Source organism: Brucella grignonensis, assembly GCF_002252505.1.
Lineage (GTDB): Bacteria > Pseudomonadota > Alphaproteobacteria > Rhizobiales > Rhizobiaceae > Brucella > Brucella grignonensis.
The window spans coordinates 247,608-264,370 of sequence record NZ_NNRL01000157.1; the positions used below are offsets into that span (position 1 = coordinate 247,608).

Below are 16,763 nucleotides of genomic sequence, written 5' to 3' on the forward strand. Positions count from 1 at the left end.
GGAAACCCGGATGACATTGGCTCGTTCTTTCCGTCTTGGCATTCTTTCACTGGGTGCCCTGCTTTTTCTCGCGCCCTATATCTTCATGCTGTCGACGGCAGCAAAATCGCAGCAGGATATTTTCTCGTCCTCCCTGTCGCTGATCCCGCACAACTGGGCACTCCTGGATAATCTTGCCAAGGCATTCAGCCGTGTGCCGATGGGGCTTTTGCTGTTCAACGGCATAGTCGTCTGCGCGCTCATTCTGGTCATTCAGGTCGTGATCGCCATTCCCTGCGCCTATGCCATGGCAAAGCTCAATTTCCGCGGCCAGCGTACTATGATGATGATGGTCATGCTCGGCCTGCTCGTGCCGATCCATGCCACCGCATTGCCCTTCTACGTAGGTTTCAATCAGCTCGGCGTGCTCAACAGCTATTTTGCTCTCAGTGCTCCGTTCTTCATCTCGGTCTTCGGCATATTCCTGTTTCTGCAATTCTTCCGCGCCATGCCGGATGATCTCATCAGCGCCGCGCGTCTCGACGGCATGTCAGAGGCAGGCATCGTCATGCGGGTGATCGTACCCAATGCCTGGCCCGCCATCACCGCCTTCTCGATCTTCTCGGTAGTTGCGCACTGGAACGATCTGTTCTGGCCGCTGATCGTTATCAACGGCATGGAGCGCGCCACGCCGCCATTGGGTCTCCTCTATTTCCGCGCTGCGGAAGCAGGCGACGATTACGGGGCATTGATGGCGGCAACCCTCATCATCACGCTGCCGCTGCTGCTTGCGTTTCTTGCCGCCCAACGCCGCTTCATCGAAGGCATCACCCTCACCGGCCTCAAGGGCTGAATTCTTCCCTCCCATCCTCCACAGGAGTTCAAACATGAAACGCTTTTCCAGTGCACTCGCCGCTCTGGCTATGGCAACAGGCCTCGGCTCGCCCGCCTTTGCCGAAACGACGCTGAACGTGCACTATCCGATGCCAGGCTTTTTCAAGGATGTCATGGCTGACATCTCTGGAAAGTTCATGGCAGAAAATCCGGATATCAAGATCAACTTCGTCAGCCCCTCGGCAACCTACGAAGAAGGCATTCAGACGATCATGCGTCAGGCCGGAACGTCGGAAATGCCGGATATCACCTTCACCGGTTTGAACCGCCTGCGCGTCCTCGCGGAACGCAATATCGGCGTCGACATGAAGCCGCTGGTCGAAAAAGAAACCGACATGGAAGCACAAGGCTTCACTGATCATCTGTTGAGCCTCGCCCGTGTCGGCGACCGTCAGGTTGGTCTTGCTTTCGCGACCTCCAACCCAATCATGTATTACAATGCCGATCTTCTGAAGGCTGCAGGCGGCAATCCCGACACGCCTCCAACCACCTGGGATGCAGTGATCGAGCTCGGCGGCAAGATCAAGGCGCTTGGCAACGGCAATGAAGGCATTGATTTCCGCTGGCAGGGCGATGACTGGATGTTCTCGGCGCTTCTGTTCGGCGCAGGCGGCACCATGCTGACCGAAGACGAGAAGAAGGTCGCCTTCGATGGACCGGAAGGGCTCGAAGCCTTCAAGCTGGTCGACCGCATGGTGAAGGAAGGCGGCATGCCGGTTCTGACCAAGGCAGCGGGTGAGCAGGCTTTCGCTGCTGGCAAGGTCGGCTTCTCGTTCCAGACGACTGGCGCGCTGCGCAACACGATCAAGAATGTCGGCGACAAATTCGATCTGCGCACTGCCAAAATCCCTCTTATCAATGCTGAAAAGGGTCGCCTGCCAACCGGTGGCAACGCAGTCGTCATCCTGACAGAAGATCAGGCAAAGCAGGATGCGGCATGGAAATTCGCCAAGTTCGCCGCTGGACCTTACGGCGCTTCCGTCGTCGTTCCCGGCACCGGCTATGTGCCGAACAACGAACTGGCTGCAAAGTCCGACGATTATCTCGGCAAATTCTACGCGGAAAATCCGCTGTTCAAAGCCGGTCTCAGCCAGATGTCGCTGATGATCCCGTGGTATGCCTTCCCGGGTTCGAACGGCGTGAAGGTGACGCAGACCATCGTGGACAATCTTTCGCGCGTCGTTGAGCAATCCGCCACGCCGGAAGACGCCCTTGCCGATGCCTCCAAGGAAGTCCAGCGCCTGCTGCCACGCAAGTAACCAGCCATCGCCATAAGCAAAAAGGGCCGCGCTGGCGATCAGCGCGGCCTTTTTTTTACGAACAATAATATACGATCAATAAGTCCAGTTGCGGGCCTTCGAGAACAGGAAGTCACGGAAGGCATGCAGTTTCGCGGAGTTCTTCAAGGCTTCCGGATAGCAGAAGAAAGTATCGAAGGACGGTATTTCTTCCAGTTCCGGCAGAAGTTGCACCAGACCGGATTCCTTGTCGGCCATATAATCGGGCAGAACGGCGATGCCGACGCCACGCTGCACAGCGCGACGGATCGACAACAGATTGTTCACCTGCAACGCCGGAATGCGTGTACTGCCATCGGCGCGCCCGGCAATCTCCAGCCAGTTCAGGCCTGTCAGATAGCTTGGCGCCGGTTCACCGAAAGTCACGACACGATGCTGATCGATCTCATCGATCGAATTCAGCTTGCCATATTTTGAAACATAACCAGCCGACGCATAGACATGCATATGCACTGTGAACAGCCGACGCTGAATCAGGTCTGGCTGCTGCGGCTGCCGCAACCGGATGGCACAATCCGCATGGCGCATCGTCAGGTCCAGCTCCTCATTGTCGAGGATCAGCTGGAGCTGGATATCGGGATAAAGCTCGACAAATTCCTGAATCCGCTCGATCAGCCAGCCGGAGCCAAGACCAACAGTCGTCGTCACGCGAAGACGGCCTGTCGGCTTTTCCTTGCTCTCGGCAAGCTTCGAGCGAACGTTCTCGAGCTTCATCAGCACGTCATGCGCAGTGCGATAAAGCGTTTCGCCCTGCTCGGTCAGGATCAGACCGCGTGCATGACGGTGAAACAGCGGGACACCAACATCCTGCTCCAGTGCGCTGACCTGTCGCGAAATAGCCGATTGCGACAGATGCAATGTCTGTGCGGCATGGGTGAAGGACCCGGCTTCCGCAGCAGCATGGAAAATGCGCAGTTTGTCCCAGTCGAGCGGTGCGACCACCTTCTCCCCCTCTCGTTACTCCGCAGCTTCGTGCAGCGGTTCCTGTGCAGCCAACCAGCGCTCGGATTCGAGCGCCGCCATGCAGCCCATACCAGCAGCAGTCACGGCCTGCCGGTAAATATCGTCTGTAACGTCACCAGCGGCAAAGATGCCCGGCACGTCGGTAGCGGTCGAATCGGGCGCAGTCCAGAGATAACCATTTGGCTTCTGCTTGAGCTTGCCCTCGAACAACGAAACTGCAGGTGCGTGGCCAATGGCGATGAAGACCCCATGGGTTTCATGCTCGCTCAATTCACCCGTCACAATATTCTTGAGACGAACACCTGTTACCGTCGCACCCATCGGAGGCTTGGCTTCGGTGCCGACGATTTCATCAATGACGCTGTTCCAGATAACCTTGACATTTTCACGCGACATGAGCCGATCCTGCATGATCTTCTCAGCACGGAAACCTTCACGGCGATGCACGACCGTCACGCTCTTGGCGATATGCGACAGATAGAGTGCCTCTTCGACGGCTGTGTTACCGCCGCCGACAACGACCACATCCTTGCCGCGATAGAAAAAGCCATCACAGGTCGCACAAGCCGAAACACCGCCGCCCATGAATGTCTGTTCGCTTTCAAGACCAAGCCACTTGGCCTGAGCGCCAGTCGCGATAATCAAGGCGTCACAGGTATAGATCGTGCCGGAATCACCGATCAGGCGGAAAGGGCGCGACGCCGTATCCACTTCCGTGATGATGTCATAAAGAATTTCAGCACCGACATTCTGAGCCTGTGTCGCCATCTGGTCCATCATCCATGGCCCCTGCACTGGCTCGGCATAACCCGGATAGTTTTCCACATCGGTCGTGATCATCAACTGACCGCCCTGCTGCAAACCAGTAATGATGATCGGCTTGAGCATCGCGCGCGCAGCATAAATCGCCGCCGTATAGCCTGCCGGACCAGAGCCGATTACAATAACGGGCGCATGACGCTGTGACATGAGGATAGTTCTCCGGTCCAAAAATCGATTTAAATAGTGGACTTCCAGCTCACCAGAATCGCCTTCGCGTTCGGCTTTGCCAATGTCCTGATATTGTGGCCAAGGTAGGTCTGCGATCGGCTGTTTGCAAGGTTGGAGCAACATTTGCTGCGCTTTAGCCACAGCTTGTCGCCATTCAACACGATGATGCGGCATACCCACATTGCGGCAGGCAAGTTCCCGCGTTAAACACAGCACAACAAAGCAGCTTTCAAAATCGCTGGAGCCGAAGGCCATATATAAGACCGTTGCTAATATCTGTGCGCGTTTCGGCCTCGTCATGGCTGTAGCAATGCTGTTGCCTGCGGCTATCGACTTGCGCGATGGCAGCGACGACTGGCTTATTTTTGTGCGTTCTGCAGCGGCGACCGGTGCATTGTCGGCTCTGATCCTGTTTGCCACCCAAAGCCAGAACACGCGCTTCACCCCGCGCCTTGGTTTCCTGCTGACCACATGCCTGTGGCTCACAGCCAGTTTTCTGGGCTCGATCCCGCTCTATTTTTCGCACCTGCCAATCAGTTATGCGGCCGCATTCTTTGAGGCCATGTCGGGCGTCACGTCCACTGGCGCCACCGCGCTGACCGGGCTCGACAACATGCAACGTGGCATTCTTCTATGGCGTTCGCTTCTTTGCTGGATCGGGGGTATCGGCTTTATCGGCTTGGCCCTGCTGATGCTGCCATCCTTGCGTGCGGGCGGACTTGCGCTCTTTCACATGGAGAATTCCGACAAGTCGGAAAAAATCCTCCCACGCATGAATCAGATCGCGCTCGGCATCGTGCTGGCTTATCTCAGTCTGACTGCTGCCTGTATCATTGCTTATTTTGTTGCTGGCATGAGCATGTTCGACGCCATCAACCACGGCTTCACGACAATCGCGACAGCAGGCTTTTCCACGCATGACAGTTCGCTGGGCTTCTATGAAGGCAACCGTAAACTGCTCATAGTGTCCACGATCTTCATGGCCCTCTCGGCCCTGCCCTTCGTACTCTATATCAAGGCCTTCATGCCACGTCGCACAGAATCACTTGTCGATCCGCAGGTGAAACTGTTCTTCACGATTGTGATCGGCTTCAGCTTTGCACTCGCGGTGGTCCTGCGGCTCGGGTCCAACGTGCCTTTCGGTGACGCGCTGATCTCAGCCTCGTTTCATTTTGTTTCGGTCATGACGACAACAGGCTACGCCACTGAAGACTATTCTTTGTGGGGACCGCCCGCGATTGGAATTTTCTTTCTTGCATCATTTCTGGGTGGCTGCGCTGGCTCGACATCAGGCGGCATCAAGATGAACCGCCTGATTATCCTCTGGAGCCTGACGCGCGCCAATCTTGCCCGGCTCATCATGCCGCATGCCGTCATCAAGATCCGTTACGGTAGTTCGGAAGTATCCGGCGAAATCGCCCAGAACGTTCTTCTCTACCTGTTTCTCTACTGCGCCTCACTCATTATAGGCGCGGTGCTGCTTGCGTCACTCGGCCTCGACTTCATATCAGCCTTCACCGGCGCGCTGACCGCACTCTCCAATATTGGCCCCGGCCTTGGTGACACAATCGGCCCCGTCGGCAACTTTTCCACCATTCACGACTCCGCACTTTGGGTGCTTTCGTTTCTCATGCTGGTCGGACGTCTTGAGCTCGTAACCGTATTTATCCTGTTCACACGCACTTTCTGGATGCGCTAACAACGCTTTAGGCAGTTTACATCCTGTCGTCTCTTTTGGTATGAGCAGGATTAGATTGCGCTATAACGGCGCTGAGTGTTTTATAATTACGCCTGAATGAAATTTCATTGCGCGCGGAGTTTTGCATGCCGATCAAGGCTGATCTGGACGAAATCGATTGGAAAATCCTTCGGGAGCTCCAGAATAACGGGCGCATCACCAATGTTGAGCTTGCCGAACGTGTCGGCATCTCTGCTCCTCCCTGCCTGCGTCGTGTGCGTAAGCTGGAAGAAAGCGGCGTCATTCGTGGCTATCGCGCCATTCTCAATGGCAATTCCCTTGGACAAGATCTCGTCGCATTCTGTTCGGTCGGTCTACACCGGCAGGCCGATGCCGATCTCAAGGCTTTCGCCGAGAAATCCAAGCAATGGCCGCTGGTGCGTCGCGCATGGATGGTATCGGGCGAGTCCGATTTCCTGCTCCATTGCGTTGCACGCGACCTCAACACCTTCCAGACTTTCGTCATTGAAGAGCTGACCGCCGCTCCCAATGTGGATTCGGTACGTACAGCCCTGACCATTCGTCCAGTGAAGGACGAACCGCTGATGATCCTCTAATTCAGTGAATTAAAGCATGTCGCCCAAAAATGGGAACCGGCTTTGCGCAGGATAATGCGCAAAAATAAAAAATCAGAGCGGTTGCGTTCATGCGCGATCGCTCTTTTTGTTTTGAACGGAGAGTTAGCGGCCGAAGACTCGCTCGTAAATTGCGCTGATTGCTGCAGCTTCTTTTTCAAGTGGGAAAGCATCGCGAACATATTCAAGCGCGTTTTCGCCATCGCGTTGGGCCAGGGCAGGATCAGCCAGGTAAGGCTCTATTGCATTGCGTAATGCGTCGCCATCGCCAGCTGCAACAAAACGACCTGTGCCTTCCACGATCATTTCGGCATAGGCACCGGCATCGCTTGCAACGACAGCAGTTTTTGAAGCCATGGCTTCCAATGGCGTGAGGCCGAAGCCTTCATTGCGCGAAGGCGCGACATAGAGCGTGAGACGTCGATACCAGATACGAACGTCCGGCACTTCGCCAAGAATACGGATACGATCCTGTAATCCGGCGGCAGCAATACGTGCCTTCAAATCATCTTCAAACGACTGGTGTTCGGCAGTCGTGCGTCCAGTGATGATTGCCGTCCATTCCGGATATTTCGGCAAAAGCGCAATCATCGCATCAACAAACAGATCAGTGCCTTTGGAATGACGCACACGCCCAAAACAGCCAATAGCATATTTCCCGGGCAGGCCCGATGCGCTGAACCGGTCTTCTTCGCCAACGGGCGGATGAAACCGCTCAAGATCCACGCCATGCATGATGACCTGATGCGGAACCTCGAGAAAGCTGCCCGAACGGCCACTCGTTGCAATCACTGCATTCATGCGGCGGATCAGCCATTTGGTGAAGGGCTTGTGGTGACGTTGCGCGGCAGAAGTGAACACCAGCCGCAACTTCATGCGCAATACATCGCGCATGAAAATACCTGCAAGCATTTCGATATTCCGGCGTGCATGCCAGATACGGAAACGTCGTTTGGCAGGCTTTTTCCAGAATGAGAGAACAGCACTCCAGCCGAGATGCGGCAGAGTTTCAGGCAGCCCAGGCCCCATTGTTGCAATTCCTAATCCCTTTGCTCGCTGCAAAGGGATTAGCTGCACGATAGTCGAAGTCACACCGGAAAGGCGGCGCTTGAAATTAGGCGCTACGACTTCAACCTGTTCAACGGGAATTGGCACGTTTCGTCTCAAACGAACTTGAGACCGAGAATCTCGTATGAACGCGAACCGCCAGGTGCATTGACCTCAATGGTATCGCCTTCGCCCTTACCAATCAGCGCGCGTGCGATTGGCGAAGAAATCGAAATACGACCTTCCTTCACGTCGGCTTCCTGATCGCCAACGATCTGATAGATTTTCTCTTCTTCGGTATCTTCATCGATCAGCGTGACGGTTGCACCAAACTTGATCTTGTCACCGGAAAGCTTCGTTACATCAATGACTTCGGCACGACCAACCAGCTCTTCCAGCTCATTGATTCGTCCTTCATTCAAGCTCTGGGCTTCCTTGGCAGCGTGATATTCTGCGTTTTCCGAAAGATCGCCATGCGCACGCGCTTCAGCAATTGCCTCAATGATCCGCGGACGTTCACTTTGCTGACGCGTGCGGAGTTCTTCCTTGAGATTTTCGAAACCGCGAGGGGTCATAGGGAACTTTTCCATACCCAGTCCAGTCCTTTCCATCGCCCGCCGCGCTTCCCTCCAGGATGAGCGCGACGGCAGTTTGATTGCCCGCCTGATCCTGCTCCACAATTGGCCCAGGACACCCGTCCGGAAGATCAAAACGCCTGCCGGAACACAAAAAGAAAACGGTCGCCGAAACACATGCTTCGGAACCGTTCAAAGTGATGTTGCTGTAACTATAGCATTTTCATCAATCATTTCACGAAGAAAAATTTAAGCCTGTTAATTCTGCAGTATACCATTTCTATTTTGCCTGAATGGGCCAGTTCGCAGGCCATTTCTCAGGACCGCCATCGTAATTGCCATCGCAGTCGTCCTTGACGCGCTCTTGCACAAGCACAAACCGCACGTGTCCTTCGCCCGCATCCGTGGCTTTCCAGACATCATAGGTGCCACAATCGCCCAGGCCCCTCCCCTTGAAAAACGCCATCAGCGTCTTGTTCTGCTGCGACCAGTCAATGTTCCATGCCTGATCAGTAACGGTTGGACCATCATCCGAAATCGTTGGCAGTGAAACCGGAACCACCTGATTCTCATATTGGCTGTAAAATACGTAGGGCTGATTATAAGCCCCCGGCGAGCCGCACGGCATTCCGATCAGGTGAAGGCCGTCTGCGATTTTCGCATCAAAGCCCCCGCCGGTGCCGAAAGAATTTCCACTGGATGTCCCGCACAAACCATTTTCTTCAGTGAAGTCCTTGCGAATCTGCTCCGGCACCTGATCGACTGAAGCAATGATTTTCACCTCCGATGACAGCGGTGCAGGCTTGTCACCCTTTGCCTGCAATGCATCGACCGTGCCAGCGCGCGATTGCTGCTCATCGGCATAGATCAAACCGCCAACAAATCCGGAAAGCGAGTAATTCGATGTTTGCCCCGCGAACTTGAGTTGCAATTTCCGGCCATTCTTCATGGCATCAATCAGTTTGGTAACGGCAGCCGCGTCGCCATAATTAAGCCGATCGTCCTTGAGCGATGCAGCTGATGCTTCCACCACCAGCACTGACTTTCCGTCGACGGACAGTTCCAGTTTCCCAGAAACCTTAGACGGATCGATATAGGAAAGCTGCATTTCCGGCTTCGCCCCGATCGCGCGACTCCTGTATATACCAAATGCTGGTGCACCCTCACTTGCAACCGGCGTGAGACTTAATGTGCAGTTCTGAGCAAAGTCGCATAGAACAGAAGTATCCCGGATCAGCTTGTAGGCGGCCTGCGATATGCCAGTGTCTGAAAGCAACAAAATCGTTGCCCCTCCTGTGAGCAAAATTGCTCCGAGTGCAAATTTCCGAAAAACCATAGCCCGCTCCATAAGATTCAAAATATCAACCTACTAACATGTCATATTTAAAGTAATGTCTTGCCGATCCCGCGTGATATTTTCTATAGCATGGCCACCCCGGAAAAATGATCCAAGTCATTGCGGGCATTTTTCTTGGGGACGAAGCAACAATGACGCGCGTACAGGCGAATTTACTCCTCCTTCTGGCCGGCGTCATATGGGGCATGGGCTTTGTGGCGCAGTCCACGGCTATGGCGAGCATCGGACCATTCCTGTTTATCGGCGTGCGTTCCGCCATCGCAGCGCTCACCGTTTTGCCGTTCTCTATTGCGGAAGCCAGGCGCTCACCGCACAAGCTTCAAAGCCCGAACTATCTCTTCTTCATGCTTGTGGGAGCCACCCTGTTTACCGGCCTTGCCCTGCAACAGATCGGGTTGATCACAACATCAGTCACCAATGCTGGCTTTCTCACCGGACTTTACGTCGTGATGGTGCCGGTGCTGGGTGTCATCATTTTCCGTAGCTGGCCCCATCCAGTCGTTTGGCCAAGTGCGGTTGCATGTCTTGCAGGTATTTTTCTTCTGTCAGGCGGAGCGTTAAGTGCACTCAAGCAGGGCGACTGGCTGGTCATTTGTGGCGCACTTTTCTGGGCCATGCAGGTCCTACTGATCAGCCGCGCCAACCTTGCGGGACGTCCGATCACGCTTAGCTGTATACAGTTTGCCACCGCTGCTGTTGCAGGACTGGCCATCGCTCTTGCCGTCGAAGACATCAACTGGAACATCGTCGCCCTTACATGGAAAGAGCTTCTGTTTACAGGCGTCTTTTCCTCAGGCGTTGCGTTCACCCTGCAAGCCATCGGCCAGCGCTACACCACATCGGCACAGGCCGCTATTTTCCTGTCATCGGAAGCTTTATTTGCTGCTTTGTTTGGTGCGATATTCTTGGGGGATCGCCTGACATTCATCGGCTTCATTGGCTGCGGATTGTTGTTTGCCGCTATGCTCGTAGTGGAACTGGTTCCCATGTTCTGGAAGCGCAAAGCGGAACCAATTCCGGCAGCTGCGGAATAATTAACCTCTGAAAATCAACGCCGCACCACCTGCGATCAATGCAAAGCCAAGCACATGATTCCAGGTGAAAGCTTCTTTCAAATAGAAGATCGAGAACAGGCTGAAGATCACAAGTGTGATGACTTCCTGCATCGTTTTGAGCTGTGCCGCTGAATAGACCTCATGCCCGATCCGATTTGCTGGCACAGCCAGACAATATTCAACCAGCGCAATACCCCAGCTGATGAAAATAACCGTTATCAGCGGCGTGCTGGTGAATTTCAGATGCCCATACCAGGCAAAAGTCATGAAAACATTGGAACCAATCAAAAGCAGGATCGGCAGAACACTCGGCGACATCAGTGCTGACATGGAAAGAACTTTGGGGACCGGGAGGACACTGTCGCGGCTTGGCCCGAAACCGCAAGAAACGAATAGCAAAAAGGCATGAAGATTTCGCCACAGTTACGACCACTGATTGGGCGGAAAATCACCTTAATTGCGCCACAGCCCTTAACGCGCTTACTGACTGTTCGTTTACGCTTATCGGCTAATATGAGCCTGAGCCAGGTTCCAAAATAAAAGGCAGGGACATGAGTGTTGCGTTGTCCAATCGCTTTCATCGCTATCTGATACCGGCATCTCTTGCCTTGCTGACCCTGGCTGCCGGTTGTTCCGGGGAACGTCCACCACGTCCGCAGGCCGAAATAGGCAATGCCGATATGATGCCACCGGCCCCTGTCGCCTCTGCCCCTGCTGCTTCTGTCAATGCGCCACACGAAGAGCGTGTTGTTGGACTGGCCGAAGAAATCGAAAACAATGCCAATGAGATGACGACGCAGAGCCAGCCGCATTATACCGGCGATTACGGTTTTGCGGCGCCTGTTCAAAACCCGGTCAGCACCGCCGAGAATATTTATGCGATGTCCAATTCGGATGCGGCCTGTCGGACACGCCTGAAGCGTCTGGGTGTTGTCTTCACCGAGAAGTCGCCTATCAATCAGAGCGGCAGCTGCCGCATCGATAATCCCATCGAAGTCAGCGGCTTCAATAGTGGTTCAATCGCTTTCAAACCAGCGGCAACACTCAATTGTCAGGTCACGGAAGCATTCGCGCGCTGGATCAAAGGTGATCTGCAACCATCGGCACGCCTGCGCTACCTCTCCGGCGTCAATACGATTCACAATGCCGGTGGTTACTCATGTCGGACAATGAATCATCGCCGTGGTGCCAAAATGTCTGAGCATTCACGTGGCAATGCCATCGACGTTACCAAGATCGTGCTGAACAACGGTAAAAGCATCACCGTGCGCAGACCCGGCTTCTTTGCCTTTCGCGAAAAAGGCCTGCTCAACAGCGTCCGTTCCGATGCTTGCGATTACTTCACCACGGTACTCGGCCCCGGCTATAATCGCGAGCATGCCGATCACTTCCACTTCGATCTGATGCAACGTCGCAGCGGTTATCGCGCTTGCAAGTAATAAAACAAGCCCGGTTGAACCGGGCTTTTTCGATTCTGTTTCATCCGCTTAGCGAAGCATGCTGAATCAGTTCCCGAACTTGCTCACTCAGCAGGAACTGGTGTTGGCTGACCGCTCTTGTCGAGCGCTACCATCACGAACTCACCATGCGTCACGAGATCCATTGCATCCGCAAGATAGCGCTGCGCCCAGGCCTCCACCCGCAGCGTTATCGACGTGCGGCCAACCCGCGTGATCTCGGTATAAACACATAGAATATCCCCGATTTTCACCGGCTTGGCGAAAGCCATTTCACGTACTGCCGCAGTGACGACACGGCCCTTGGCGCGCTCTGCAGCACGGATGCCGCTGGCCGTATCCATCTGTGCCATAACCCAGCCGCCGAAAATATCGCCAGCCGAATTGGTGTCTTTCGGCATTGCCTGCGTACGCACGGTCAGCATGCCCTTGGGCGCGTTAGTATCGTTCATCAATAAATCCTTCGATCATCTGAAATGAGTCAAGGTGAGTATGCTGTAAGCCTTAATCAAGGAAAAGTGCGACATCCGCACCGCAGCCGTGCAAATCAAGCATGAGGCAACCTCCTAAATATTAAAAACTTAATTATTAATCACGATCAAAACAGCGACAATAATTTAAAGTAAAAATAACAATTTCCTGCCATATAAACGGCTAAGCCATACACATCGGGGGATAGTATGAGATTAATTATTACATCATCAATTGCTACATTAGTACTTTTATTTGCAACCAACGCAGAAGCTTCAGCCGGACTTGCAGCTGCAAATATTAATCTTCGTACCGGTCCCGGCACACAATATCCATCCATGGGCAGCATCCCCAATGGGGTTGTGCTCAATGTCGCTGGCTGCACGAGTGGGTATGGCTGGTGCCGCGTCAACTATCGTGGCCTTGATGGCTGGGCTTCATCAAATTACATCGCGGTTCAGACCGGCGGTGGCGGTTACACCACCAATGACAATTTTGGATCGACCGCTGCAGCGATCGGCATACCACTGATCGCCGGATTGGTGATCGGTTCGGCAATCAATAACAATCGATGGGATGACGGTCCAAATTGGGGGCCTCGCCCCTACGGCCCGGGTTGGGGTCCAGGTCCATATCGTCCGGGTCCGGGTTGGCGCGGACCGGGTCAGTGGGGACCGCCTCGTCCACATTGGGGCGACCGGCCCGGCTGGAATGATCATCCGGGTTTTCACCCAAATTTCTACGGCCCCGGTAATCGCTGGCGTCCACGATGAGCACCACCTCCTGACAGCCTGATGTCAGGAGCGACAGAAAACTGAGATGCGGTGCGGTGGATTTAACCACTGCACCCTTTTCATTTGAGTTGCGAAATTCCATATTGGGGACATGGCTTCCTCAAAAGATAAATACTCTCAGGATTCGCGCAAACTGACTGGCCAGACTGGCGGTTTCGGTGAAGCACCTCAGCCCGATTTTTCGGGTGCGCCGCTTTCCGGGTCCATTTCCGATTGGGCAAAAGAGATCAGCGATGCGGCCACCAAGCCTCAGGCCAAGGCGAAACCGGCCAAAGCCGCAAAGCCCCCCAAAAAAGTGCCTGAACGCAGCAAGGAATCATCGCGTAGCGCACGCGGCACTTCGATGGGCGGCGCTGCCTCTGCCAAAGAACGTGCCGCAGCAGGCCTCAATCCGGTAGCAGGACTGGACATCAGCCTCGAAGACGCAGCCGAGTTTAGTCCTTCGGGCGCGACCGCAACCGTTCAGGCGCTTTCCGATCTGATTGAATCCGGCAATCCGCTGTTCAAGAACGGCGAGTTATGGACCCCGCACCGTCCTGCCCGCCCGGAAAAATCCGAAGGTGGCATTGCGATCCAGATGGAATCGAGTTTTGAGCCGTCCGGCGATCAGCCCACTGCCATTCGCGATCTGATAAGCGGCCTTGAAGATCAGGACCGCACGCAGGTTCTTCTCGGTGTTACTGGCTCCGGTAAAACCTTCACCATGGCGAAGGTCATACAGGAAACGCAGCGCCCCGCGCTTATTCTTGCTCCAAACAAGACACTGGCAGCGCAGCTTTATGGCGAGTTCAAGAACTTCTTCCCGAACAATGCGGTCGAATATTTCGTTTCCTACTACGATTACTATCAGCCCGAAGCCTATGTGGCGCGGTCGGATACTTATATCGAAAAGGAATCGACCGTAAACGAACAGATCGACCGTATGCGTCACGCGGCAACGCGTGCTTTGATCGAGCGCGATGACGTCATTATCGTCGCGTCTGTTTCATGCATCTACGGTATCGGTTCGGTTGAAACCTATACCGCCATGACGTTTGAGATGAAGATCGGCGACCGGCTCGACCAGCGCCAGCTTCTCGCCGATCTCGTGGCGCAGCAATATAAGCGGCAGGACATCAACTTCGTGCGCGGCTCGTTCCGGGTGCGAGGCGATACGATTGAAATCTTCCCGGCGCACTTGGAAGACCGCGCATGGCGTATTTCTCTGTTTGGCGACGAGATCGAGACCATCACAGAATTTGATCCGCTGACCGCCCAGAAAACCGGCGATCTGCAGTCGGTCAAGATTTACGCGAATTCGCACTATGTAACGCCGCGCCCGACGCTCAATCAGGCGATCAAATCTATTCAGGAAGAATTGCAGCATCGTCTTGCAGAACTGACCCGCGCAGGCCGACTGCTTGAGGCACAGCGCCTTGAGCAGCGCACCAATTTCGACCTTGAAATGCTCGAAGCAACCGGCGTCTGCAACGGTATCGAAAACTATTCACGCTATCTGACCGGCCGTCAGCCGGGCGAACCGCCGCCGACCCTTTTCGAATATATTCCAGACAATGCACTCGTTTTCCTCGACGAAAGCCATGTCACGGTTCCGCAGATTGGTGGTATGTATCGCGGCGACTTTCGGCGCAAAGCAACGCTTGCCGAATATGGCTTCCGCCTGCCCTCCTGCATGGACAACCGTCCGTTGCGCTTTGAGGAATGGGACGCCATGCGTCCACAGACCATCGCAGTTTCGGCAACGCCCGGCAAATGGGAAATGGAAGAAGCTGGCGGCGTGTTTGCCGAACAGGTCATCCGCCCAACCGGCCTGATCGACCCGCCGGTGGAAGTTCGCCCTGCGAAAAATCAGGTTGATGATGTGCTGGGCGAAATCCGCGAAACTGCGCGCAAGGGCTATCGCACGCTCTGCACGGTGCTGACCAAGCGCATGGCCGAAGACCTGACCGAATATCTGCACGAACAAGGCGTTCGCGTGCGTTATATGCACTCGGACATCGATACGCTGGAACGTATCGAAATTATCCGCGACTTGCGCCTTGGCGCTTTCGACGTGCTGGTGGGGATCAACCTGCTGCGCGAGGGCCTCGACATTCCGGAATGCGGTTTCGTCGCCATTCTGGATGCCGACAAAGAAGGTTTCCTGCGTTCGGAAACTTCGCTGGTGCAGACCATCGGTCGTGCGGCGCGTAACGTCGACGGCAAGGTCATTCTTTACGCTGATAACATCACCGGCTCGATGCAGCGCGCGATGGATGAAACCAGCCGCCGCCGCGAAAAGCAGGAGGCCTACAACCTCGAACATGGCATCACGCCTGCTTCGGTGAAGAAGAATATCTCGGACATTCTCAATTCGGTTTACGAACAGGACCACGTCCGCGCCGATATTTCAGGCTTTGCCGAAGAAGGTTCGATGATGGGCAACAATCTTGCCGCCCATCTCGAACATCTGGAAAAGCAGATGCGCGATGCTGCTGCCGATCTCGACTTCGAGAAGGCCGCGAGACTGCGTGATGAGGTCAAGCGCCTGCGAGAAATGGAACTGGCAATTGCCGATGATCCGATGGCGCGTGAAGTGGAACTTGAGAGCCCTGTAACGGGTCGTACCAAAGGTCGCCACAATGCGGGTCGTAAGGCGCATCGCACAGTCGATGACGAGCCGAAAAAATCGCTGTTCGCCAAGCCTTCGCTCGACAATATGGGCCCGGGAACGGATACGGCAAAGCCGCTGTTCCGCAAGAATACGCTGGATGAAATGACCGTTAAGCGGACGGAAAAACCGGCGGGTGCGGATGATGCTCTGCTTCGGCGTGAACGTTCGGGTATCGGCTCTTATGAAGACCCCGCTGAAACGGCCCGCAAAAAGCGTCGCCCCGGCAAGACTGGCCGACCGGGGCGGTAATCCAAGAACATCGAGCAAGACCCAATGTTTAGAGCGCATCCCGAAAAATGTGAAACAGTTTTCGGGCAAGATGCACGTAAAAACAAATGATTAGAGCGTCGATCTGATCCAATCAGATCAAAACGCGCTCTAACGACACTGGCCGCCGTCGGTAATGCGGTAACCCGCACGTTCTGCTTCACAACGATTTGGGAATGTCTGCCTGTCGTTACCGCGACGTGCGCAAACCGGCATATATTCTCGAGTGCACGCACCGGCGCCTGGACGTCCAGGTCTGTTGCCCTGATGTGGCGGACGGCCCGGTCGTCCCCCTCCCCAGCCCGCGTCGGCTCCCGGTCTTGAACTACACTGACCGTTTCCAACAATCCGATAGCCATCGGCACGAGCCTGACAGGCATTGCCAAAAGTCTTGCGTGAATGGCCGCGCTCACCACAAACCGGCGCATAAATCATCGGGCACATCTGCGGCTGCGATGGAGCCGGCCGCACCGGAGGCCTATAATCCGGGCCACCTTCAGCGACGCAACCCGCCAGAAAAATGGCACTCGCGATCAACCCCAAGCGGCTAATTCTGCTTAGAAGCATTGCTCTCTCCCTCTCATATCTGAATGCTAAAATGGCCCAGAAACCTCCAAGAACAAGGAAGTATTGGAAGATAATCGGCATCA

Annotated in this window: 16 protein-coding genes; 8 read left to right on the forward strand and 8 right to left on the reverse strand. The window is 54.7% G+C overall.

All coding sequences use genetic code 11. The annotated features are described in order from the left end of the window. The first annotated feature begins 10 nt into the window (after nucleotides 1-10). Nucleotides 11-832 carry a carbohydrate ABC transporter permease gene (locus CEV33_RS08340; protein ID WP_094540013.1) on the forward strand — a complete coding sequence of 274 codons (822 nt, stop codon included), beginning with the start codon at nucleotides 11-13 and terminating at the stop codon, nucleotides 830-832. Between the two features lie 34 nt (nucleotides 833-866). After that, nucleotides 867-2,132 carry an ABC transporter substrate-binding protein gene (locus CEV33_RS08345; RefSeq protein ID WP_094540015.1) on the forward strand — a complete coding sequence of 422 codons (1,266 nt, stop codon included), beginning with the start codon at nucleotides 867-869 and terminating at the stop codon, nucleotides 2,130-2,132. 75 nt (nucleotides 2,133-2,207) lie between these two features. On the opposite strand, the gene CEV33_RS08350 is transcribed toward CEV33_RS08345, so the two are convergent. Together CEV33_RS08350 and trxB are read right to left on the reverse strand one after the other, a co-directional pair. Next, nucleotides 2,208-3,113 carry a LysR family transcriptional regulator gene (locus CEV33_RS08350; protein WP_010659652.1) on the reverse strand — a complete coding sequence of 302 codons (906 nt, stop codon included), beginning with the start codon at nucleotides 3,111-3,113 and terminating at the stop codon, nucleotides 2,208-2,210. Nucleotides 3,114-3,128: 15 nt separating this feature from the next. Then, nucleotides 3,129-4,103, reverse strand: coding sequence for a thioredoxin-disulfide reductase (trxB, locus tag CEV33_RS08355; RefSeq protein WP_094540016.1), 975 nt, complete (start codon nucleotides 4,101-4,103; stop codon nucleotides 3,129-3,131). Between the two features lie 319 nt (nucleotides 4,104-4,422). On the opposite strand from trxB, the gene CEV33_RS08360 reads away from it, so the two are divergent. Both CEV33_RS08360 and CEV33_RS08365 read left to right on the forward strand, forming a co-directional pair. After that, nucleotides 4,423-5,823, forward strand: a complete 1,401-nt coding sequence (locus CEV33_RS08360) for a TrkH family potassium uptake protein (RefSeq protein ID WP_094540265.1) — start codon at nucleotides 4,423-4,425, stop codon at nucleotides 5,821-5,823. 125 nt (nucleotides 5,824-5,948) lie between these two features. Then, nucleotides 5,949-6,419: an Lrp/AsnC family transcriptional regulator gene (locus CEV33_RS08365; RefSeq protein WP_010659649.1), complete on the forward strand. Its 471-nt coding sequence runs from the start codon at nucleotides 5,949-5,951 to the stop codon at nucleotides 6,417-6,419. 123 nt (nucleotides 6,420-6,542) lie between these two features. Here the strand turns inward: CEV33_RS08365 and CEV33_RS08370 are convergent, their stop codons facing one another. From CEV33_RS08370 to CEV33_RS08380, 3 genes are all read right to left on the reverse strand, one after another. Further along, nucleotides 6,543-7,592: a glycosyltransferase family 4 protein gene (locus CEV33_RS08370; RefSeq protein ID WP_094540018.1), complete on the reverse strand. Its 1,050-nt coding sequence runs from the start codon at nucleotides 7,590-7,592 to the stop codon at nucleotides 6,543-6,545. An 8-nt stretch (nucleotides 7,593-7,600) separates the two neighbouring features. Then, the gene (gene greA, locus CEV33_RS08375; protein ID WP_094540020.1) at nucleotides 7,601-8,074 is read right to left on the reverse strand and encodes a transcription elongation factor GreA; all 474 of its coding nucleotides are present in this window, start codon (nucleotides 8,072-8,074) and stop codon (nucleotides 7,601-7,603) included. Between the two features lie 265 nt (nucleotides 8,075-8,339). Beyond that, nucleotides 8,340-9,395: a DUF1176 domain-containing protein gene (locus CEV33_RS08380; RefSeq protein ID WP_094540021.1), complete on the reverse strand. Its 1,056-nt coding sequence runs from the start codon at nucleotides 9,393-9,395 to the stop codon at nucleotides 8,340-8,342. A 152-nt stretch (nucleotides 9,396-9,547) separates the two neighbouring features. On the opposite strand from CEV33_RS08380, the gene CEV33_RS08385 reads away from it, so the two are divergent. Then, on the forward strand, nucleotides 9,548-10,450 hold the full coding sequence (locus CEV33_RS08385) for a DMT family transporter (RefSeq protein ID WP_094540266.1): 903 nt from the start codon (nucleotides 9,548-9,550) through the stop codon (nucleotides 10,448-10,450). Here CEV33_RS08385 and CEV33_RS08390 read toward each other — a convergent pair whose 3' ends face one another. Continuing rightward, a complete protein-coding gene (locus CEV33_RS08390; RefSeq protein ID WP_094540023.1) occupies nucleotides 10,451-10,801 on the reverse strand; it encodes a DMT family protein in 351 nt (116 codons plus the stop codon). 221 nt (nucleotides 10,802-11,022) lie between these two features. Here CEV33_RS08390 and CEV33_RS08395 point away from each other — a divergent pair, with 221 nt between their 5' ends. Then, entirely contained in the window at nucleotides 11,023-11,910 is an 888-nt protein-coding gene (locus CEV33_RS08395; RefSeq protein ID WP_094540025.1) for an extensin-like domain-containing protein, read from the forward strand. Nucleotides 11,911-11,993: 83 nt separating this feature from the next. Here the strand turns inward: CEV33_RS08395 and CEV33_RS08400 are convergent, their stop codons facing one another. Continuing rightward, nucleotides 11,994-12,380, reverse strand: a complete 387-nt coding sequence (locus tag CEV33_RS08400; protein WP_094540027.1) for an acyl-CoA thioesterase — start codon at nucleotides 12,378-12,380, stop codon at nucleotides 11,994-11,996. 228 nt (nucleotides 12,381-12,608) lie between these two features. On the opposite strand from CEV33_RS08400, the gene CEV33_RS08405 reads away from it, so the two are divergent. Next, nucleotides 12,609-13,172 (forward strand): SH3 domain-containing protein, encoded by a 564-nt coding sequence (locus CEV33_RS08405; protein WP_094540029.1) that lies wholly within the window; start codon nucleotides 12,609-12,611, stop codon nucleotides 13,170-13,172. A gap of 112 nt (nucleotides 13,173-13,284) precedes the next feature. Then, nucleotides 13,285-16,095 carry an excinuclease ABC subunit UvrB gene (gene uvrB / locus CEV33_RS08410; protein ID WP_094540030.1) on the forward strand — a complete coding sequence of 937 codons (2,811 nt, stop codon included), beginning with the start codon at nucleotides 13,285-13,287 and terminating at the stop codon, nucleotides 16,093-16,095. Nucleotides 16,096-16,224: 129 nt separating this feature from the next. Here the strand turns inward: uvrB and CEV33_RS08415 are convergent, their stop codons facing one another. Next, nucleotides 16,225-16,680 (reverse strand): Kazal-type serine protease inhibitor family protein, encoded by a 456-nt coding sequence (locus CEV33_RS08415; protein ID WP_094540032.1) that lies wholly within the window; start codon nucleotides 16,678-16,680, stop codon nucleotides 16,225-16,227. Nucleotides 16,681-16,763: the final 83 nt, after the last annotated feature.

What these genes read in the sequence shown, in the direction of transcription:
- CEV33_RS08345 (WP_094540015.1), top strand. Translation starts at nt 867, where the DNA reads ATGAAACGCTTTTCCAGTGCACTCGCCGCTCTGGCTATGGCAACAGGC.
- uvrB (WP_094540030.1), top strand. Translation starts at nt 13,285, where the DNA reads ATGGCTTCCTCAAAAGATAAATACTCTCAGGATTCGCGCAAACTGACT.
- CEV33_RS08415 (WP_094540032.1), bottom strand. Translation starts at nt 16,680, where the DNA reads ATGCTTCTAAGCAGAATTAGCCGCTTGGGGTTGATCGCGAGTGCCATT.
- CEV33_RS08365 (WP_010659649.1), top strand. Translation starts at nt 5,949, where the DNA reads ATGCCGATCAAGGCTGATCTGGACGAAATCGATTGGAAAATCCTTCGG.
- greA (WP_094540020.1), bottom strand. Translation starts at nt 8,074, where the DNA reads ATGGAAAAGTTCCCTATGACCCCTCGCGGTTTCGAAAATCTCAAGGAA.
- CEV33_RS08340 (WP_094540013.1), top strand. Translation starts at nt 11, where the DNA reads ATGACATTGGCTCGTTCTTTCCGTCTTGGCATTCTTTCACTGGGTGCC.
- CEV33_RS08380 (WP_094540021.1), bottom strand. Translation starts at nt 9,395, where the DNA reads ATGGTTTTTCGGAAATTTGCACTCGGAGCAATTTTGCTCACAGGAGGG.
- CEV33_RS08400 (WP_094540027.1), bottom strand. Translation starts at nt 12,380, where the DNA reads ATGAACGATACTAACGCGCCCAAGGGCATGCTGACCGTGCGTACGCAG.
- trxB (WP_094540016.1), bottom strand. Translation starts at nt 4,103, where the DNA reads ATGTCACAGCGTCATGCGCCCGTTATTGTAATCGGCTCTGGTCCGGCA.
- CEV33_RS08360 (WP_094540265.1), top strand. Translation starts at nt 4,423, where the DNA reads ATGGCTGTAGCAATGCTGTTGCCTGCGGCTATCGACTTGCGCGATGGC.
- CEV33_RS08390 (WP_094540023.1), bottom strand. Translation starts at nt 10,801, where the DNA reads ATGTCAGCACTGATGTCGCCGAGTGTTCTGCCGATCCTGCTTTTGATT.
- CEV33_RS08385 (WP_094540266.1), top strand. Translation starts at nt 9,548, where the DNA reads ATGACGCGCGTACAGGCGAATTTACTCCTCCTTCTGGCCGGCGTCATA.
- CEV33_RS08395 (WP_094540025.1), top strand. Translation starts at nt 11,023, where the DNA reads ATGAGTGTTGCGTTGTCCAATCGCTTTCATCGCTATCTGATACCGGCA.
- CEV33_RS08405 (WP_094540029.1), top strand. Translation starts at nt 12,609, where the DNA reads ATGAGATTAATTATTACATCATCAATTGCTACATTAGTACTTTTATTT.